Source organism: Buchnera aphidicola (Mindarus japonicus), from assembly GCF_039393905.1.
GTDB classification, from domain to species: domain Bacteria; phylum Pseudomonadota; class Gammaproteobacteria; order Enterobacterales; family Enterobacteriaceae; genus Buchnera_A; species Buchnera_A aphidicola_B.
The window spans coordinates 174,615-194,320 of record NZ_CP135030.1 but is presented as its reverse complement, the minus strand read 5'-3'; the positions used below and the strand labels follow the sequence as shown (position 1 = coordinate 194,320).

Below are 19,706 nucleotides of genomic sequence, written 5' to 3'. Positions count from 1 at the left end.
AAATATTCTATCATCAAAATTTTTTATTAAAAAATATCAAATTTAAGAATTTATTTTTTAAAAAAATTTTTATTTCAAAAAAAAATAACTATAAATAATTTTATATAGCTATAAAAACGTCATTTAAAAAACCAAAACTTTTTAAAAAAATATTCAGTTATTTTAATTTCTTTAAATAATTTTTAACCTAAATTAAATATAAATAAATGTACTATGCTTGACGCTTTTACTAGTTAAAATTATAATAAATTATAAAAATTTTAATATTATATTAATATTTTTTAAACGGAATATTAATTAAATTAATATTTTTTGAAATAAATTTACAAAATATTTCAAAAAAATATATAAAATAAATTATTCAATAAAATTTAATGAAAAATAACTTAATAATTCATTAATTTTTTTCAAAAAATTTAATTAATAATTATTTTTCAAAAATAATTTTTATTAAAAATAAGATCTAACTAATTAATTTAATTCTTAAAAAAACTAAATTATATAATTATAAAAATTAAATTAAAAAACTTTCATCAATAGTTTTTGGTATTTTAAAAAAGATAGGATACTCAACATTAACTAAATATAACCCTTTGGCAGGTAACATAGCTGCACAAAACTTTCTATCTTTTTTTTGTAATAGCTCATATACCCAATTTTCTTTTCTTTTAGAAATTCCAACTTCTAACAAAGAACCAGCTATATTTCGAACCATGTGGTGTAAAAAAGAATTAGCTTTTATTTCAATTATTACAAAAAGATTTTTTCTAAAAACTTTTATACTAAATATTTTTCTAATAGGAACTAATGACTGACATAAGCTAGATCTAAAAGAAGAGAAATCATGTTCTCCTAATAAATATTGACTAGCATTATTCATTTTTTTAGTATTTATATGTTGATGTATATGCGTAAAAAAATCAAAAAATAAAGCCGATCGAAATTTGGTATTTAAAATTACATATCTATACAAACGAGATATAGCATGATGTCTAGCATTAAAAAAATCAGGGACTACTTTAATCCATCGAACACTGATATCTTTTGGAAGATATGAATTTACTCCTAAAATCCAAGAAAATTTTTCTCTAATTGCTGAAGTATGAAAGTTAATAACTTGACCTATACTATGAACTCCGGAATCGGTCCTTCCTGCAGCAATAACAGATATTGAATGATTAGCAAACTGACTTAATGCTCTTTCTACTATTTCCTGAACAGTAGTTATTTTTTTTTGAATTTGCCATCCATGAAACATTTTTCCATTATATTCTATTCCCATTGCAAAATTTATAAAATGTTTCCTCCTATTTTCTTTTAAAAAAAAATACATAATTTAAATATATAGTAATTAAAAAATTTTAATATAATTTCTTGATTAATAATATCAATAAATTATAATTTGTTACTATATTTCAAATTCTAAAAGTAAATATATAAAAATATTTAATTATTTTAATAAAAAATTTAAAATTTAAAAAATAAACATAAATTTTATTTATTTCACAAATAAAATTTCAACTAGCAATTAAAATTATAAGTTTTTTAATTTTATAAAATTAATATTTTAACTAAGGAATAAACTGTAAAGCAGCATAATGGAAATACTATGAATAAAGAAAAAAAAACAAAATTAAATCTAAACATTTTAAATTTTTCTAAAATTAAACCATATCAAAAAAAAAAAAATGAAATATACATGAATATTAATCAAATAAACCACTTTAAAAAAATTCTTAATGCATGCAGAGATTCATTAAAAAAAGAAGTTCAATCCACTATTTATAATATGTGCAACGAAAATACTAATTTTCCCGATCCAATTGATAGAGCTACTCAAGAAGAAGAATTTAATCTTGTTTTAAGAAATAGGCATAGAGAGCATAAACTATTAAAGAAAATAGAAATAACTATAAAAAAAATTGTTTCAAATGATTTTGGATATTGCGAAACCTGTGGTGTTGAAATTGGAATACGTAGATTAGAAGTTTACCCTACAGCTAGTTTATGCATTGATTGTAAAACACTAGAAGAAATTCGAGAAAAACAAATGATTGGTTAATTAATGAACTTTATAAAGAATTAGTAAAACGAACAATTCGTTTTACTAATTCTACTGTTTGAAAAATAAAAAGAAATCATTAGATATCCATAATTCATTATATTTTTTAATTTATATAAATAAAAAACAAATCATACTATGATTATAATAAAAAAAAACAGATATAATCTGTCTCATAAAAAAATTAGTAAAAATGCAATAAAAGTTCTTTTTAGATTAAATAATTTAGGATATCAAGCTTATTTAGTTGGAGGCAGTATACGAGATTTATTACTTAAAAAAAAGCCAAAAGATTTTGACATTGCCACTAATGCAACACCAAAAGAATTAAAAAAAATATTTAATAACTGCAGATTGATAGGAAAAAGATTTTTAATTGTTCACATATATTTTTTTTCTGAAATTATAGAAGTTTCTACTTTTCGAAAAGATTATAAAAATAAAAAAAGTATATTTTTTAAAAAAAAAGAAAACAATGATCAAATGTTATTAAGAGATAACAATTTTGGTAAAATAGAAGAAGATGCTAAAAGAAGAGACCTAACAATTAATTCTCTATATTACAATATTTTTAATCGAAATTTACAAGATTATGTAAATGGATTTTATGATTTAAAAAAAAAAATTATTCGAATTATTGGAAATCCAGAAAAAAGATACCAAGAAGATCCTATAAGAATATTAAGAATCATATACTTTTCAGTTAAACTGAACATGAAAATAGAAAAAAAAACAGAAAAACCCATAAAAAAATTAATAATTTTATTAAAAAATGTTTCAACTGATAGATTATTAAATGAAGTTATTAAAATATTACTTAATAAACATGGAGAGCAAGTTTATAAAAAATTAGAAAAATATAATTTTTTTAAAAAAATAATATTATTTCCATATTCATACTATAATGAAAAAATGCTAAAAATAATTCATATAATCACTATTGAAGCAATAAAAAGATCAGAAAAATTAAGTTTAAAAGAAAAAAAACTTAAAATTTCTTTTTTATTTTCAGCAATTCTTTGGTACCCATTATTAGATTTTGCTTTAAAAATTAAAAAACAAAAAAAAACTTCTTTTTCTATAGCCTTTAAAAAATCAATAAAAAAAATTAGTAATAAAAAATTAATCTATTTATACATATCCCAAAATAACTTTTTAATAATTAATAATATTTGGAAATATCAACTTAAATTTATTCTAAAAAAAAAATTAATTAAAAAAAAATTAAACAAAAATAAATATTTTTTAATAAAAAATTTTTTCTTTTTAAGAAAAAAAGCAGTAAATACAAGAATAAATAATTAGATTGTTTTAATTTGCTTAAAATTTTTTTTAATATATAAATTAATATTTATATACAATTGTATTAAAAAATTTTATTTATATAAATAAACTTATAAAAATATAATTTTTCCTATATAAGGTAAATGACGATAACATTGTGCATAATCAATTCCATATCCTGCTATAAATTCATCTGGAATAGAAAATCCTACATAATTAATAGGAATATTTACCTCTCTACATTCCGGTTTATCTAATAAAGTGCATATTGATAAAGATTTTGGATGACGTAAATTTAAAATCTCTAAAACTTTACTTAAAGTATGTCCAGAATCTATTATATCTTCTATGATTAATACATCTTTGTTAAAAATATTCTCGTCTAGATCCTTCAATATTTTAATTTCTTTACTTGAAAACGTTCTTTTACCGTAACTAGAAATTGTCATGAAATCTACTTCATGAGATAAAGTTATTCTTCTACATAAATCTGCCATGAAAATAAAAGAACCTCTTAATAAACCTATTAATATCATATTTTTATTGCTATTTTTATAAAAAAAACTAATTTCTTTACCTAATTCATTTATACGAGAACGAATTTGATATTCAGAAATAATCATTTCAATACTATGTTTCATAAAACTCTTTAAAAGTTGAAATAAAAACAATACTTTATCATCTTTTATTAAAAAATATGAATAGATTTTTGCATAAAATATTAAATATATTATTATTTATATATCTAGGAAAAAATTTAGTTAAAATTTATGCAAAAACTTTATTTTTCTAAAAATATTAATTACTTATTTACCTTTTTTATTGATTCATAAATAGACTATAAAGTCTGAAATAAAAACATATGCTATACTATATATATTAATAAAAAACTAAAAAAAATATTCTAGCTGAATTATTTTTTTTTAATTTTAATAAAAATTAACTACTTATTACTACATAAGCACATATGTCTTAAAATAACTTATTTGTATAATATTTTACCTTAATTCAGTGTAAATTTATTGCACAAATTTGGGAGAGTTTAAATTATGAGAATATTAAAGTTTGGTGGAACGTCGTTAAGTAACGTAAAAAAATTTTTAATTGTTGAAGAAATCATTAAAGATAAAATTAAACATGAACAAATAAGCATTGTATTATCAGCTCCAGAAAAAATAACTAACTACCTAGTTGAATCAATTAAAACCGCTATAACAAAAAAAAGATTAATTCAATTGAATTTCATTGAAAATATTATAAAAAAATTTTTATCTGAATTAGAGAAAACTTTGCCTTCAAAAATTTTAGAAAAACTTAAAGAAGAAATAAATGCAGAGATATTAAAATTAAAAGATTTATTACAAACAGTATCATTACTAGAAAAATGTCCTAAAAATCTAAACGCGACTATTATTAGTCGTGGAGAAATATTTTCTATTTTTATAATGAATGCCATTTTAAAATCTAAAGGTTATCAAATTACGATTATTAATCCCATTAAAACTTTAATAGGAATAGGAGATTACTTAAACGCAACAATTGATATTAATCTCTCAAAGAATAAAATCAAAAAATTAAAAATTCCTAAAAAAAATGTAATTCTTATGCCTGGTTTTATAGCTGGAAATAAAGAAAAAAAATTAGTTGCATTAGGGAGAAATGGATCAGATTACTCTGCTGCTATTTTATCTGTTTGTTTAGAAGCAAGATATTGCGAAATCTGGACTGATGTTGATGGAGTTTTTACTGCAGATCCTAAAATCGTAAAAGATGCTAAATTATTAAATTTTTTAACATATTCAGAAGCTATGGAATTATCATATTTAGGTGCTAAAGTCTTACATCCAAAAACCATCTCTCCTTTAGCTAAATTTAATATTCCATGTCTTATTAAAAATACTTTAAATAAAAATGCAAGCGGAACGATAATTAAAAACTTTTCAAAAGAAAATTCTCCTACCGTAAAAGGAGTAACGTCTCTTGATGATATAACGATGTTCAGTATTTCTGGATTAGAAAAAAAAGAAATACATAATTTAACAGGAAGAATTTTTTCAAAAATATCTCAAAAAGAACTATCTCCTATTTTAATATTACAAAATTCTTCCAATGGAAATCTTGATTTTTGCATTTCTGATAACGAAACAGAAAAAACTTTTGAAGTTTTAAAAAATGAACTTTTTACTGAATTAAAAAACAAATTAATTCATCCTATTAAAATAATAAAAAATACATCAATTGTTTCTATAATAGGAAACAAATTTCAGTTAAAAAAAAATATCTATTTAAATTTATTTTTAGGATTACAAAAAAACAATGTAAATATTTTAGCTATTTCAAAAAATTTATCACAAAATTCTATTTCTATAGTAATAAAAAAATGTGATGTTATTGAAACTATTCAAAATATACATTCTGCTTTATTTAATCAGAATTATAAAATTATTGAAGTTTTCCTAGTAGGAATTGGTGGCGTAGGAAGTACTTTATTAAATCAATTAAAAAAACAGCAAAAAATATTACAACATAAAAATATAGACATAAAAATATGCTCAATTTCTAATAGTAAAAAAACAATTTTTAATGAAAAAGGAATAGTTTTAAATAACTGGATGAAAGAATTTGAAAACAGTAAAAATACATTTAGTTTAGAAGACTTATTAAAAAAAATAAAAAGTAATAAATTTATAAATCCTGTCTTTATAGATTGTACATCAAGTGAAAAAATTGCAGAAAAATATGTTGATATCCTTTCACACCACATGCATATAGTAGCTTCAAATAAAAAGGCTAATACTTCTTGCAATAAACTTTATCGAAACATTCGTTTGATTACTAAAAAATATGACTTAAAATTTTTATATGAAACAAATATTGGAGCAGGATTACCAGTTATAGAAAACTTTCAAAATTTAATTAATTCTGGAGATAAACTAATTCAATTTAGAGGTATTTTATCTGGTTCATTATCATTTATATTTGGAAAATTAGAACAAGGTATTTCTTTATCTAAAGCTACTATGATGGCAAAAGAATTAGGATTTACTGAACCTAATCCCCAAGATGATTTATTAGGAATTGATGTAGCAAGAAAATTATTAATTTTAGCTCGAGAAGCTGGTTATGATTTAGAATTGTCTGATATTGAAATTGATTCTCTTTTACCAAAAGAATTTAATTTAAATTTAAATACAAAAGATTTTTTTCTTGAACTAAAAAAAATAGACACTCAATTTTTAAATCGAATACTAGAAGCAAAAAAAGAAAATAAAATTCTTCGTTTTGTTGGTATAATAGAAAAAAATGGAAAATGTAAAGTTAAAATAGAAAAAATAGAAAAAAGTGATCCGTTATATTCCATTAAAAATGGAGAAAATGCACTTGCTTTTTATACTAAATATTATCAACCAAATCCATTAGTGTTAAAAGGATATGGTGCTGGGAATAATGTTACTGCAGCTGGAGTGTTTTCTGATTTATTACGAACATTATCATATAATTTAGGAACATAAAATGATAAAAATTTATTCTCCTGCTTCTATTGGTAACGTAGGAGTAGGTTTTGATATATTAGGCGCAGCTCTAGCACCAATAGATGGTACTTTACTTGGAGATTGTGTAATTATAAAATCTTCTGAAAATTTTGAATTAATAAATAAAGGAAGATTTTCTAATCAATTACCTAAAAATATAGAAGATAATATAGTATGGAAGTGTTGGAATTATTTTAAAAAAATAACTAATTTAAAAATTTCTTTTAGCATTACATTAGAAAAGAATATGCCTATTGGTTCAGGTTTAGGATCTAGTGCCTGTTCTATTGTATCAACATTAGTTGCTATGAATAAATTTTGTAATGATCCATTAACTTCTAAAGAATTATTAATATTAATGGGAAGATTAGAAGGTAAAATTTCAGGTAGTATACATTACGATAACGTAGCACCCTGTTATTTGGGTGGGTTGCAATTAATTATTGAAAATAATAATATCATTAGTCAATCAATACCTTATTTTCAAGAATGGTTTTGGATTATCGCATGGCCAGGAATTAAAATTCCCACTGAAAAAGCAAGAAAAATTTTACCTAAAGTGTATGAAAAAAAAATATGTATAAAACATAGTCAAAATCTTGCAGGATTTATTCATGCATCTCATAGCAAACAAGAAGAATTAGCAGCAAAACTAATGATTGATCTTATTGCTGAACCATATCGAATTAATTCATTACCTAATTTTTTATATATAAAAAAAACTATAAAAAAAATAGGTGCTATTAGTTTTGGAATTTCCGGATCTGGACCTACATTATTTGCAATTTCTAAAAATGTTTCTATTGCTAAAAAAATAGCTTATTGGTTATCTAAAAATTATCTAAAAAATGATCAAGGTTTTGTACACATTTGTAAATTAGACCAGAAAGGAACTAGAATAATAAGGTAAGACATGAAACTATACAATCTAAAAGATCATAATGAAACAGTAAAATTTTCAAAAGCAGTAAAATTAGGATTAGGTAGTCAACAAGGTTTATTTTTCCCTAAAGATTTGCCAATTATTAAAAAAGAAAAATTATCCGCGTTACTAAAAATGGACTTTATTTCTAGAAGTAGTAAAATTCTTTCTAAATTTATTAAAAATGAAATAAAACCAATAGAATTAGAAAAAAGAATAAAGAAAGCATTCTCATTTTCAGGTCCCAAAATAGTAAGAGTTACTGAAAATATAGCTTGTTTAGAATTATTTCATGGACCAACTTTAGCATTTAAAGATTTTGGTGCTCGCTTTATGGCACAAATGCTATCTCATTTAAATAATGAAAATGAAATAGTTACAATTTTAACAGCAACATCAGGAGATACTGGTGCAGCTGTAGCTCATGCTTTTTATAAAATGAAAAATGTGAAAGTAGTAATTCTCTACCCAAAAGGGAAAATAAGCGAACTACAAGAAAAATTATTCTGTACTCTTGGAGAAAATATTACAACTATTGCTATAAATGGTAGTTTTGATGAATGTCAAGCTTTAGTAAAACAAGCTTTTAATGATCAAGAACTAAAAACAATTACAGGATTAAATTCAGCTAATTCAATAAATATAAGTAGATTATTAGCACAAATTTGTTATTATTTTGAAGCATTTGCCTTAATTCCAAAACAAAAAGATATTAAATTAGTTATTTCTGTGCCTTGTGGAAATTTTGGGAATTTGACAGCTGGACTGTTAGCAAAATCTTTAGGACTACCTATAAAATCATTTATAGCAGCTACTAATTCTAATGATACTGTACCTAGATTCCTAAAAAATGGAATTTGGGAACCAAAAAATACTATTTCAACTATATCTAATGCTATGGATATTAGTAGACCTAATAATTGGCCTAGAGTAGAAGAATTATTTAAAAGAAAAAAATGGGATTTAAAAGAATTAGGATTTGGAAGTGTTTCTGATGATGAAACTGTTAATACTTTACAAGAGTTATCAAAATTAGGTTACGATTCCGAACCTCATGCAGCTATCGCCTATAAGTTGTTGAAAAAAAATATAAAACCTAATGAATTTGGATTATTTTTAGGAACAGCTCATCCGGCAAAATTTAAAAAAACTATTGAAAAAATATTAAAAAAAGAGATTTTACTTCCTAAAGTATTAGAAAATAGATATAAACTTCCTTTATTATCACATAATATGCGTCCAAATTTTTTTAAATTAAGAAAATTTTTATTAGAAAAATAATTTCTTTATGATTTTATTAGAGGGGAAAATTCCTCTAATAAAAACTTTTAATTTTAAATAAAAATTTTTATACTTTAAATAATATTTGTAAAATATCTGCATCGTTAACAATATAATTTTTTCCTTCACTTCTGAATTTTCCTGCAGATTTTACATTTTTCTCTCCTTTATATCTTAAAAAATCAAAATAAGACATAACTTGTGCTCTAATAAATCCTTTTTTTAAATCAGAATGAATTTTTTTAGCAGCATTAACAACAGTAGTATTTTTCTTAATATTCCACGCTCTTGACTCTTTTGGACCGACAGTAAAAAATGTATGTAAATTCAATAAATTTAAGCTAGCTTCTACAATTTGATTTAAAGAGTTTTTTTTCTGATTTGAAGAATTTATAATGTTATCTTCTAAATTATTTGGTAGAAATTCTTTATTTTCTATGTTTAGATTTTTATCTAGAGATATTGGAATAGAAAAAAATTTTTCTTTTTTTAAATAATTTTTCATTCTTTCATATATATCTTTACTTTTAGAACTACTATCTATATTTGCAATATATACAGTTGGCTTTAAAGTAAGGAATTTAAATTCTTTAACATATTCTTTTTCTTCTGCATTTAAATTTATATTCGTTAAAGTAGAAAACTTTTCTAGATGTTGAATGCATTTCTTTAAAAAAAATATTTTTTTTGTATGTTTATAATTATTTTTTTTTTCCTGCTTTTTAATTCTTAATATACTCTTTTCACAAAAATCTAAATCCGAAAAAGCTAATTCCATATTAATTATTTCTATATCTTGAATAGGATCAATAAAATTGTGCACATGAATAACTTTTTTATTTTCAAAACAACGAACAACATGTATGATTGCATCAATTTCTTTTATATTACTGAGAAATTGATTTCCCAAACCTTCTCCTTTTGAAGCTCCTTTAACTAATCCTGCAATATCAACAAACTTTATATATGTATAAATTATTTTTTTTGAATTTGCTATTTTTGCAATTTTAAGTAATCTGTTATCAATAACAGGAGAAACTCCTATATTTGGATGAATAGTACAGAAAGGATAGTTTTCTGCTGGGATATCCGACTTAGTTAAAAGGTTAAATAATGTAGATTTCCCTACATTAGGAAGACCAACAAGACCACATTTAACACTCATTTTTCCTCTATTTAAATATTTATTTAAAAAATATGTTTTTTATTCTTATTTTTTTAAAAAAATAACGTAAAAAATTTTTAATTACTTTTTTTAATAGAAAAATTTTCCCAATTCTCTTTTAATTGCTTTAAATCATAAACAATTAATTTAATGGATTCATAAATTTTACTTTTTTCTTCATGACTAAATTTTGACAACACATATCTTACTACTTCTGATTTTTCTATAGGTCTTCCTATACCAATAGATATTCGTTTAAACGAATTACCTATTCCTATGTTATTAATAATATTTCTAAGACCATTATGTCCATTATGTCCAATTCCTTTTTTAAATCGAATACTCCCTAATGGCAAATCTAATTCATCATGAAATATTAAAATATCTTCAACTTTAACATTATACTGATGCAAAGCTGTAAGAATTGAGTTTCCACAAATATTTATAAATGTATTCGGAATTAATAAATACATCTGATTAAACAAACCTAAATAACCAATTTTTTTTTTAATTTTAATTTTACAGAATAATAATTAGCTATCCACTGAATGCATTGAGAACCTATATTATGCCTAGTACCGTTATACTTAGATATTGGATTACCTAAACCAATTAACATTTTATAATTCTTCAAAACATATCCTTAAAATTTAACTTGATTTTAAAATATTTATATTATTGAAATAATATACATATTAGAACACTTATTTTTTAAAATTTTTTTAACTATTTTTTAATAAAAAACGACGTTCTGCTTCTTCCCAATTAACAATATTCCAAAATGATTTAATATATTCTATTCTTTTATTCTTATATTTTAAATAATATGCATGTTCCCATATATCTAAACAAATTATAGGATTTCCTAAAAATCCATTAATTTCTTTTCCCATTAAAGGATTATTTTGATTTATAGTAGACACTATTTTTAATTTTCCTAAATCATTTATTAACCATACCCATCCAGATCCGAAATGTTTTAAAGCAACTTCTTCAAATAACCTAACAAAATTTTCAAATGAGAAAAATTGTTTTTCTATAGCTAATTTAAGACTTCCTTTAAGTTTAGTTCCTAATTTTAAATTTAGCCAAAATAAACTATGATTAACATGTCCGCCTAAATTATTTTTTAAACTTTCTTTATCTTTTATATCTATTTTATCTAAATCTTTAATTAATTTATTTTCTGAATAGGTTGAATAATGTGTATTATTTAATATTTTATTTACATTGTCTACATAAGTCTGATGATGTTTAGTATAGTGTATTTCCATTGTTTCTTTATCTATATAAGGCTCTAAACTATCATATGAATACAATAATTTTGGTAATTTATAACTCATTTTTTTCACCATTAAAAACTAAATTATAAGAAATTAAACTATTTTTTTAAAAAAATTGTAACATAGTTCATAAACTACTTCTATTAAAAAATTTTAAATAATTTTTTTTCTTTTAAAATTGATCTTTCAAAAAAAATACTATTGATATAATATGAAAAAATGTTACTGTTAAAAACAGCAATACAAATTTTTTTTTAATTTATATATACAAATATATTTTTTTAATAACGAGATAAATAACATATGTCTGTAACTCAAGAAATGAATGCTCTTCACGATCGATTTAGAAGTTTTTATCCTGTAGTTATAGATTTAGAAACAGCAGGATTTAATCCTAAAAAAGATGCTATATTAGAAATTGCCATGGTTACTCTATCTATGGATGAAAAAGGATGGCTGAAAAAAGAAAAGACTTTTCATTTTAACATTCAACCTTTCATCGGTTCTAATATTCAATCAGAAGCGTTGGCTTTCAATAAAATTGATCCTTTTAATCCCTTAAGAGCTGCTGTAACCGAAAAAATAGCTCTTAAAAAAATATTTAAAGTAGTTCAAAAAGGAATAGAAGCAAAGAATTGTTCGAGAGCTATCATCGTTGCTCATAATGCTAATTTTGATCATAACTTTTTAATGGCTGCTGCAAAAAGAACTAACTTTGAAACAAATCCATTCCATCCATTTGTGACATTTGATACCGCTGCATTAAGTGGATTAGTATTAGGACAAACTGTACTTGCTAAAGCTTGTAAAATAGCAGGAATAAATTTTGATAATAATCAAGCACATTCTGCATTGTATGATACTACTCAAACAGCTAATTTATTTTGTGAATTAGTTAATCGTTGGAAACGATTAGGAGGTTGGCCTCCTATAACTAGTGAAATCAACGTTCTTAACACTAAAATAGAAAAGTAAACAAAAACTTATAAAATCAATAAATTTTATTTTACAAAATAGTTAGAAAAATAACTTTTACTATTTATTAATATTATTAACTAAATTTTGCAATTCACCACTTTCAAACATTTTTACAATAATACTACAACCTCCAACTAAAGTTTTATTAACCCATAATTGGGGAAAAGTTGGCCAATTAGAAAATTCTGGTAAAGCTGTTCTAATATCTGGATTTTCTAATACATCCACATAAAAAAATTTTTTTTTACATTTTGTTAAAATTTCTGCAGCTTTAGAAGAAAATCCACAACTAGGCTTAGTAGGAGTTCCTTTCATGTATAATACAATATCATTTTCTTCAATTTGAGACTTAATTTTTTTAATTGCATCCATAATTTCTCTCCTATTTAACATATAAGTACTTTTTAATCATTATACTATTAACAAAATATTAAAACTAGTTTTTTTATAAAAAAAATAGAATATTTTTTGAAAAAATATTTCGACTTTTATATTAAAATCAAGTATTATATTTCACTTATAAATAGGGGCTGATTTATGGATTTGACAAAATTATTGAAAACTGATGAGCATGTCGAGGGTTGGTTTGCCTCGTTAAAAAACCAAAAAAAATAGTTGCAAAAAAAGAAAATTACGCTTTAGCAGCTTAATAAACTGTTTTAAAGCCTTTCTTTCAAAATTTTTATTCTCTTTATATTTTGATAAACAGAAAGCTAACTTAAAAGGGATTACATAAAAAGTTTTGCTTAGTACTTTTATGTATTACTTAATTAAGCAAAATTTTAATTTTGTGTCTATTCAAAATTAAAAATTATTTTATAAATAGAATAAACATGTAGTTCTGATGTCGTAAAGATTTTGGACGCGGGTTCGAATCCCGCCAGCTCCAAAAAAAAATTTTATTAAAAATTTTTTTTCTAAAAAAAATAATGAAAGTATTTTCTTGATCAATAAAAAAAATAAATAAAAAATTAATTAATTGATTGTTTAAAAAATATCTTACTGCTAAAAAAACGTTAATCATTTAATTGAAAGTTAAAAATTTTAAAAAAATACTCAATTTAAAAAAAATAATTTTTATCTGTAATAAATTTAAAACATCATTTAATTTTTTTTAAATTTTATTTTCAAGAATTTTTTTATAAAATAAAAAACTATATATTTATTATATAAAAAAAATGCTAAAAAACTAAAAGATTAAAGATAAAAAAAATGAAAACCTTAAATAAAAATAATTTTAATATTGAAGATATTAATAACTTAATTAAAGAAAATAAAAAAATAAAAAAAGAAATTATTGATAATTTTAAAAAAAAAATATTAGAAATACAGAAAAAAAACATTGATATTCAATTACGCAAGCAAGCTGAAATAGAAAACTTTAAAAAAAATTCTAAAAAAGAAATAAATGTTATTCAATCAGAAATAAAAAAAGAATTTTCTCTTAAATTACTTCCAGTCATAGATAAAGTAGAAAAAATATTAAATGATTTAAATTTGTTAAATAATAAAAATATCACTGAAGGAATTGTCATAACTTTAAAATCTTTTTTAAAAACAATAAATAAATTTGGAATTAAAGAAGAAGGAAAACTTGATCAAAAATTTGATCCTAATTTTCATGCTAAAATCTCCGAAAAAAAAAGCGAATCAAAAAAAGATGGGTTTATAACTTCTATCATTAAAAAAGGTTATACCTTAAACGGAAAAAAATTGAGAAAACCGTTAGTTGAAGTTTCAAAAAATTAATAATAATTAAAAATTTAACTTATTAATTAATTTAATTAAATATTTGATTTAAGCATTAAGATGGGAGAATACACCAATCAATAGGTTTTTCTCCTATAGAAACTAATATCTTATTAGTTTTCGAAAAATGTTTACAACCAAAAAATCCTTTATTTGCAGAAAAAGGAGAAGGATGTGAAGCACACAATACATAATGTTTTCGTAGATTAATTCGAGAAATTTTTTTTTGTGCATACGCGCCCCAAAGTAAAAAAATTACTTCTTTTTTATACTTACTAATAATTGAAATTACTAAATCAGTAAATTTTTCCCATCCTATTCCTTTATGAGAACTAGGTTTATTTTCTTCTACAGTTAAAATTGTGTTTAACAATAACACTCCTTGTTTAGCCCAATGATCTAAAGAACCATTATTTTTAGTAAAAAATACTTTTTTTAAATCAAAAGATAATTCTTTTAATATATTTCTTAAAGAAGGAGGGATTTTACTACCTTGAGGAACAGAAAAAGCAAGCCCATCTGCTTGATTTTTATTATGATATGGATCTTGCCCTAAAATAACTACTTTTAATTTTTTAAAGGATGTTAAAAAAAACGATTTGAATACTTCTTTTTTTTTAGGAAAGATATTTTTTTTTTCTCTTTCTTTAGAAATAAACTGCATTAATTTTATAAAATATTCTTTTTTTTTTCTTGATGTAAAAAGTCTTTCCAAACAATTTTTTTATTTTTTTTCATTTTCTTTCCTAATATATATCTTGCAATTATAAGTTATCTATTTCATACTAAAAAAAATTTTGTTTATGAAACATTATAGCTTCTATTATATAATAATAATTATTATTAGTAATAATAATTTTTATTCGATCAAATTAATTTTTTGTAATTAATTACTTTAAATAATACTGAATTAATAATTATTAATTATATTTTAAACTATTTAAAATCATTAAATAATTTTATACCAAATTTAGGAGAAATGAATGGTTTTAGTAAGCTTACCAGCACCGAATTTTATTGCTCCAGCAATTTTAAAAAATGATGAAATAATTGAAAATTTTAATTTTCAAAATTACGTTTCTGGTAAAATAACAGTATTGTTTTTTTGGCCTATGGATTTTACTTTTGTATGTCCTTCTGAAATTATTGCATTTAACAATCTATATGACTCTTTTAAAAAAAGAAAAGTCGAATTAATTGGTGTTTCAATAGATTCTGTTTTTGTACATAATGCATGGAGAAAAACTCCTGTTAATGAAGGTGGAATTGGTAATATAAAATTCATTATGGTTTCAGATGTAAAACAAGAAATACAAAAATCTTATGGAATAGTACATCCTACTCTTGGAGTAGCATTAAGAGCATCTTTTTTAATCGATAAAAAGTTTTGTGTACGACATCAAGTTGTTAACGATCTTCCTCTAGGAAGAAATGTAAAAGAAATGATTAGAACTATAGATGCCTTACAATTTCACGAAATAAACGGGGAAGTATGTCCTGCTAATTGGAAAAAAGGAAAATCTGCAATGACACCTTCTCCTGACGGTGTTCGAAATTACTTTCAAAACCATTTAGAAGATTTATAATTTAATTAAATAATTAAAATTATTCTTATTGAGATAAATCAAAAAAAATTTTAATTTATTACTAATTCAGAATACACTATATTAATAACAATTTAAAAAAAGTGTATTCTGAAGTTCTTTAAAGAGAATTTAGATCAATATCTTATTATTAAATAAAATTATCATCATCTTCATAATCATCGTTTTCATAACTATTTTCTTCATAACCATAGTCTTTATGTTTTTCAACATCATGACTATTTCTTCTATCTTTTTCATCATCGTTATCTAAAAATTCTTCTTCAGAGTTATCATAATTTTGATTCACATCATAATAATCTTGATTTTTTTCCTCACTACTATTATTGATATAATTACTAGAGACATCTGGACCTAATACTGATTCTGAAACATTAATATCATTAATTGTTTCATCTTTTATTGTTTCGTGTTGAAATAAATTAGTTAAAACATTTCCTATTACAATTCCACTAGCAACACCAACTGCTGTTTGCAAGGCATTTGCAAGGAAACTATTTGTACCTATATTTTTTGTAGATTGAGAAAAATCTTTTTTCTCTTTCTCTATTGCAGAAAATTTTTTTTGTTTATCTACAGTATCCGATAAAAAATTTTCATTTTTTTTCTTGAAATTATCTTTTTTATTTTTTAAAAAATCAAAACATCCAAACAAAAAACTTTTAGAATTATAGTTATTTTCTTTTTCTTTCTTTTGAAGTTTATCATTTAATAATTGTATTTTTTGATTCATTTTTTCAATAGCTAATTCCTGTATTAAAACTATTTGTGTTAGGTAATAAATAGAATTCGGCTGTTTTTCTAACATATTTTTTATCAACTTTTCGGCTGATAAATCTTTTTGACTAGATTGACTTTCTACTTTTTTTATTTTTTTAAACAAATTTTCAATTAATATTTTTTCTTCTTTTTGCATAAAATTAGTTCTCTATTTAGTATTGATAATGTAAATAAAACTAAAATTAAAAATTAATAAACAGTATCACATATACTTATAATGTTAATTGTTTTTAACAAAAAAATTTATTTTTTTAAAAAAATATTTTTTTAGAAAAATAAAAAGCATTAATCTTTAAAAATTAATAAATAACTATTAACTTTTATAAAAAGAATAGTTTTCTTTAGATTCACCGAACAATTGCATTATGGTATAATTTTATACTTTCAAAACAAGGAATAAAATATAAAGAGAAAAAAAATTTATGAAAGACCTTGCTAAAGAAATTAAACAGGTCGATATTGAACAAGAACTAAAACAATCATATTTAGATTATGCAATGTCTGTAATAATTGGACGAGCTCTACCTGATGTTAGAGACGGGCTAAAACCAGTTCATAGAAGAATATTATTTGCTATGAAAGTTTTAAATAACGACTGGAATAAAGGCTATAAAAAATCAGCTAGAATTGTTGGAGATGTAATAGGAAAATATCATCCTCATGGAGATTCTTCTGTTTATGATGCTTTAGTCCGAATGGCACAACCATTTTCTTTAAGATATATGTTAGTTGATGGACAAGGAAATTTTGGTTCAATCGATGGTGATACTGCTGCTGCCATGCGTTATACTGAAGTTAGAATGTCAAAAATTGCTCATGAACTTTTAAGCGACTTAGATCAAAATACTGTTAAATTTATTCCCAATTACGATGGAACAGAAGTTGTCCCGGAAATTTTACCCACTAAAATACCAAACTTGTTAATTAACGGAACATCTGGGATCGCTGTAGGAATGGCTACTAATATTCCTCCACATAATTTAAAAGAAGTTATTAACGGTTGTTTAGCCTATCTTAAAAATAAGAATATTGATGTAAGCACTTTAATGGAATACATACCTGGACCTGACTTTCCTACAGCAGGTGTTATAAATGGTTCTTCGGGTATAAAAGAAGCGTATGAAACTGGAAAGGGAAAAATTTTTATTCGTGCTCAGAGTAAAATTGAAATTAACGAAAAATTAAAAAAAAAATCTATTATTATTTATGAATTACCTTATCAAGTTAACAAAGCAAAGTTAATTGAAAAAATATCAGAATTAGTAAAAGAAAAGAAAATAGAGGGAATCGTTGCCTTAAGAGATGAATCAGACAAAGATGGAATGAGAATTGTTATTGAGACTAAAAAAGATTCAATTATAGAAATTATTCTAAATCAATTATATATTTTGACATCTTTGCAAATTTCTTTTGGAATTAATATGGTTGCACTATGCGACGGGCAACCGAAAACAATGAATTTAAAAGAAATTTTAAAACAATTTATTCTCCATAGAAAAAAAATAGTTACAAAAAAATGTTTATTTAAATTAAAAAAATATCAAAAAAGAACTCATATTTTAGAAGGATTAAATTTAGCACTAATTAATATTAATGAAATAATTAAATTAATTAAAAGCGTAAAAACACCAATAGAAGCAAAAAAACTATTAATTTCAAAAGAATTCTTATTATCTAAAAAAGATAATCTTCATCAAAAATTAAAAAAAGCATTCAAACTAACTAAAAAAAATAATGAAATTAAAAATTCAAAAGTTTTTTTTACTGAAAAACAAATTCAAGCAGTTTTAGAACTTCGTTTGCAGAAATTAACTTCTTTAGAACAAAAAAAAATTTTTGAAGAGCATTATAATTTAACAAAAAAAATAAAATCAATAAATCTTATTTTAGAAAAACCAGAAAAATTAACTAATATAATAAAAAAAGAGTTAATTAATATTCAGGAATCTTTTAATGATAAAAGAAAAACAATTATTTATAAAAATCATAAAAATATAAATATTGAAGATATTATCACTCAAGAAAAGGTAATTGTTACTCTTTCACATTCTGGATATGTAAAATATCAACCTATTTCCGATTATGAAGCACAAAAAAGAGGTGGAAAGGGAAAATTAGCTGCCCGCATTAAAGAGGAAGATTTCATTGAAATTTTGTTAATAGCAAATACACACGATACAATTTTATGTTTTTCTAGTACAGGAATATTATATTGGATGAAAGTATATCAACTTCCTGAAACTAGCAGACATGCTCGAGGAAGGCCTATAATAAATATTTTACCCTTAAGTTCAAAAGAAAGGATAACTGCAATTTTACCAGTTTCTAACTATAAAGATAATATTAATGTATTTATGGCTACTCTTAAAGGAATAGTAAAAAAAACTTCCCTAAAAGAATTTAGCAAACCTAGAAACTCAGGAATTATTGCTGTAAACTTAAAAAAAGAGGATGAACTTATAGGAGCTGCTTTAACTAATGGAAAAGATAACATTATGTTATTTACTGCTTCTGGAAAAATTGTTCATTTTTCTGAACAATTTGTTCGTAAAATGGGTAGAACTGCATCAGGCGTTAAAGGAATTAAAATTAAAAACGAAGATCACATCGTTTCTTTAATTGTTCCTAAAGGAAAGGGAAATATTCTTATGGTAACAAAAAACGGATATGGAAAAAGAACCAAAATTTCTGATTTTCCAATAAAATCACGTTCTACAAAAGGTATCATAGCTATAAAAATTACAAAAAAAAATGGAGCAATGATTGCAGCTATTCAAGTTTCTGAAAATGATCAAATTATGATGATCACCAATGCAGGAACACTTGTTAGAACTAGAGTTTCAGAGATTAGTAATCTAAAGAGAAATACTCAAGGAGTAATTTTGATTCGAACAAACAAACAGGAAAAGGTAGTTGCTTTACAAAGAATTGATGAGTCTTTTTATAAAATCTAAAAATAAATAATTTATCTATAAGTAGCATTACAATCTTTTTATTATTTATATAGTAATGCTACTTTTTCGTTTATATGTATATACTAAATATTTTTAATCAAAAGTTATTTT

At 22.7% G+C, this 19,706-nt stretch carries 18 protein-coding genes and 1 other RNA gene; 10 read left to right on the top strand and 9 right to left on the bottom strand.

Annotated elements, in window-relative coordinates; all coding sequences use genetic code 11:
• Positions 1–514 precede the first annotated feature (514 nt).
• On the bottom strand, positions 515–1,333 hold the full coding sequence (gene truA / locus RJT65_RS00905) for a tRNA pseudouridine(38-40) synthase TruA (protein WP_343153046.1): 819 nt from the start codon (positions 1,331–1,333) through the stop codon (positions 515–517).
• Positions 1,334–1,609: 276 nt separating this feature from the next.
• Here truA and dksA point away from each other — a divergent pair, with 276 nt between their 5' ends.
• Positions 1,610–2,062 (top strand): RNA polymerase-binding protein DksA, encoded by a 453-nt coding sequence (gene dksA, locus RJT65_RS00900; RefSeq protein WP_343153044.1) that lies wholly within the window; start codon positions 1,610–1,612, stop codon positions 2,060–2,062.
• A 138-nt stretch (positions 2,063–2,200) separates the two neighbouring features.
• Positions 2,201–3,367, top strand: a complete 1,167-nt coding sequence (pcnB, locus tag RJT65_RS00895) for a polynucleotide adenylyltransferase PcnB (protein ID WP_343153042.1) — start codon at positions 2,201–2,203, stop codon at positions 3,365–3,367.
• Between the two features lie 89 nt (positions 3,368–3,456).
• On the opposite strand, the gene hpt is transcribed toward pcnB, so the two are convergent.
• The gene (hpt, locus tag RJT65_RS00890) at positions 3,457–3,987 is read right to left on the bottom strand and encodes a hypoxanthine phosphoribosyltransferase (RefSeq protein WP_343153040.1); all 531 of its coding nucleotides are present in this window, start codon (positions 3,985–3,987) and stop codon (positions 3,457–3,459) included.
• A 408-nt stretch (positions 3,988–4,395) separates the two neighbouring features.
• Between hpt and thrA the strand changes: the two genes are divergently transcribed.
• Genes thrA through thrC form a run of 3 tightly spaced genes read left to right on the top strand, consistent with a single transcriptional unit; the run spans position 4,396 to position 9,082 of the window.
• Positions 4,396–6,858 carry a bifunctional aspartate kinase/homoserine dehydrogenase I gene (gene thrA, locus RJT65_RS00885; RefSeq protein ID WP_343153038.1) on the top strand — a complete coding sequence of 821 codons (2,463 nt, stop codon included), beginning with the start codon at positions 4,396–4,398 and terminating at the stop codon, positions 6,856–6,858.
• Position 6,859: 1 nt separating this feature from the next.
• Positions 6,860–7,789 (top strand): homoserine kinase, encoded by a 930-nt coding sequence (gene thrB / locus RJT65_RS00880; RefSeq protein ID WP_343153036.1) that lies wholly within the window; start codon positions 6,860–6,862, stop codon positions 7,787–7,789.
• Between the two features lie 3 nt (positions 7,790–7,792).
• On the top strand, positions 7,793–9,082 hold the full coding sequence (gene thrC / locus RJT65_RS00875) for a threonine synthase (RefSeq protein WP_343153033.1): 1,290 nt from the start codon (positions 7,793–7,795) through the stop codon (positions 9,080–9,082).
• 67 nt (positions 9,083–9,149) lie between these two features.
• On the opposite strand, the gene ychF is transcribed toward thrC, so the two are convergent.
• From ychF to RJT65_RS00855, 4 genes are all read right to left on the bottom strand, one after another.
• Positions 9,150–10,247: a redox-regulated ATPase YchF gene (ychF, locus tag RJT65_RS00870; protein ID WP_343153031.1), complete on the bottom strand. Its 1,098-nt coding sequence runs from the start codon at positions 10,245–10,247 to the stop codon at positions 9,150–9,152.
• Positions 10,248–10,324: 77 nt separating this feature from the next.
• On the bottom strand, positions 10,325–10,720 hold the full coding sequence (gene pth, locus RJT65_RS00865) for an aminoacyl-tRNA hydrolase (RefSeq protein WP_343153029.1): 396 nt from the start codon (positions 10,718–10,720) through the stop codon (positions 10,325–10,327).
• Positions 10,721–10,734: 14 nt separating this feature from the next.
• Complete coding sequence (locus RJT65_RS00860) at positions 10,735–10,881, bottom strand: hypothetical protein (protein ID WP_343153028.1); 147 nt, start codon at positions 10,879–10,881, stop codon at positions 10,735–10,737.
• A gap of 88 nt (positions 10,882–10,969) precedes the next feature.
• Positions 10,970–11,590, bottom strand: a complete 621-nt coding sequence (locus RJT65_RS00855; RefSeq protein WP_343153026.1) for a Fe-Mn family superoxide dismutase — start codon at positions 11,588–11,590, stop codon at positions 10,970–10,972.
• Between the two features lie 243 nt (positions 11,591–11,833).
• Between RJT65_RS00855 and rnt the strand changes: the two genes are divergently transcribed.
• Positions 11,834–12,505: a ribonuclease T gene (gene rnt, locus RJT65_RS00850; protein ID WP_343153023.1), complete on the top strand. Its 672-nt coding sequence runs from the start codon at positions 11,834–11,836 to the stop codon at positions 12,503–12,505.
• A gap of 60 nt (positions 12,506–12,565) precedes the next feature.
• Here the strand turns inward: rnt and grxD are convergent, their stop codons facing one another.
• Positions 12,566–12,880: a Grx4 family monothiol glutaredoxin gene (gene grxD / locus RJT65_RS00845; protein ID WP_343153170.1), complete on the bottom strand. Its 315-nt coding sequence runs from the start codon at positions 12,878–12,880 to the stop codon at positions 12,566–12,568.
• 154 nt (positions 12,881–13,034) lie between these two features.
• Here grxD and ssrA point away from each other — a divergent pair.
• Positions 13,035–13,400: a transfer-messenger RNA gene (gene ssrA, locus RJT65_RS00840) on the top strand.
• A 320-nt stretch (positions 13,401–13,720) separates the two neighbouring features.
• Positions 13,721–14,257, top strand: a complete 537-nt coding sequence (locus RJT65_RS00835; protein ID WP_343153021.1) for a nucleotide exchange factor GrpE — start codon at positions 13,721–13,723, stop codon at positions 14,255–14,257.
• Positions 14,258–14,312: 55 nt separating this feature from the next.
• On the opposite strand, the gene ung is transcribed toward RJT65_RS00835, so the two are convergent.
• Positions 14,313–14,972: a uracil-DNA glycosylase gene (ung, locus tag RJT65_RS00830; RefSeq protein ID WP_343153019.1), complete on the bottom strand. Its 660-nt coding sequence runs from the start codon at positions 14,970–14,972 to the stop codon at positions 14,313–14,315.
• Between the two features lie 268 nt (positions 14,973–15,240).
• Here ung and RJT65_RS00825 point away from each other — a divergent pair, with 268 nt between their 5' ends.
• A complete protein-coding gene (locus RJT65_RS00825; protein WP_343153017.1) occupies positions 15,241–15,843 on the top strand; it encodes a peroxiredoxin C in 603 nt (200 codons plus the stop codon).
• A gap of 148 nt (positions 15,844–15,991) precedes the next feature.
• Here RJT65_RS00825 and RJT65_RS00820 read toward each other — a convergent pair whose 3' ends face one another.
• On the bottom strand, positions 15,992–16,777 hold the full coding sequence (locus RJT65_RS00820) for a DUF2076 domain-containing protein (RefSeq protein ID WP_343153015.1): 786 nt from the start codon (positions 16,775–16,777) through the stop codon (positions 15,992–15,994).
• Positions 16,778–17,063: 286 nt separating this feature from the next.
• Between RJT65_RS00820 and gyrA the strand changes: the two genes are divergently transcribed.
• Positions 17,064–19,595 carry a DNA gyrase subunit A gene (gene gyrA, locus RJT65_RS00815; RefSeq protein ID WP_343153013.1) on the top strand — a complete coding sequence of 844 codons (2,532 nt, stop codon included), beginning with the start codon at positions 17,064–17,066 and terminating at the stop codon, positions 19,593–19,595.
• Positions 19,596–19,706 lie beyond the last annotated feature (111 nt).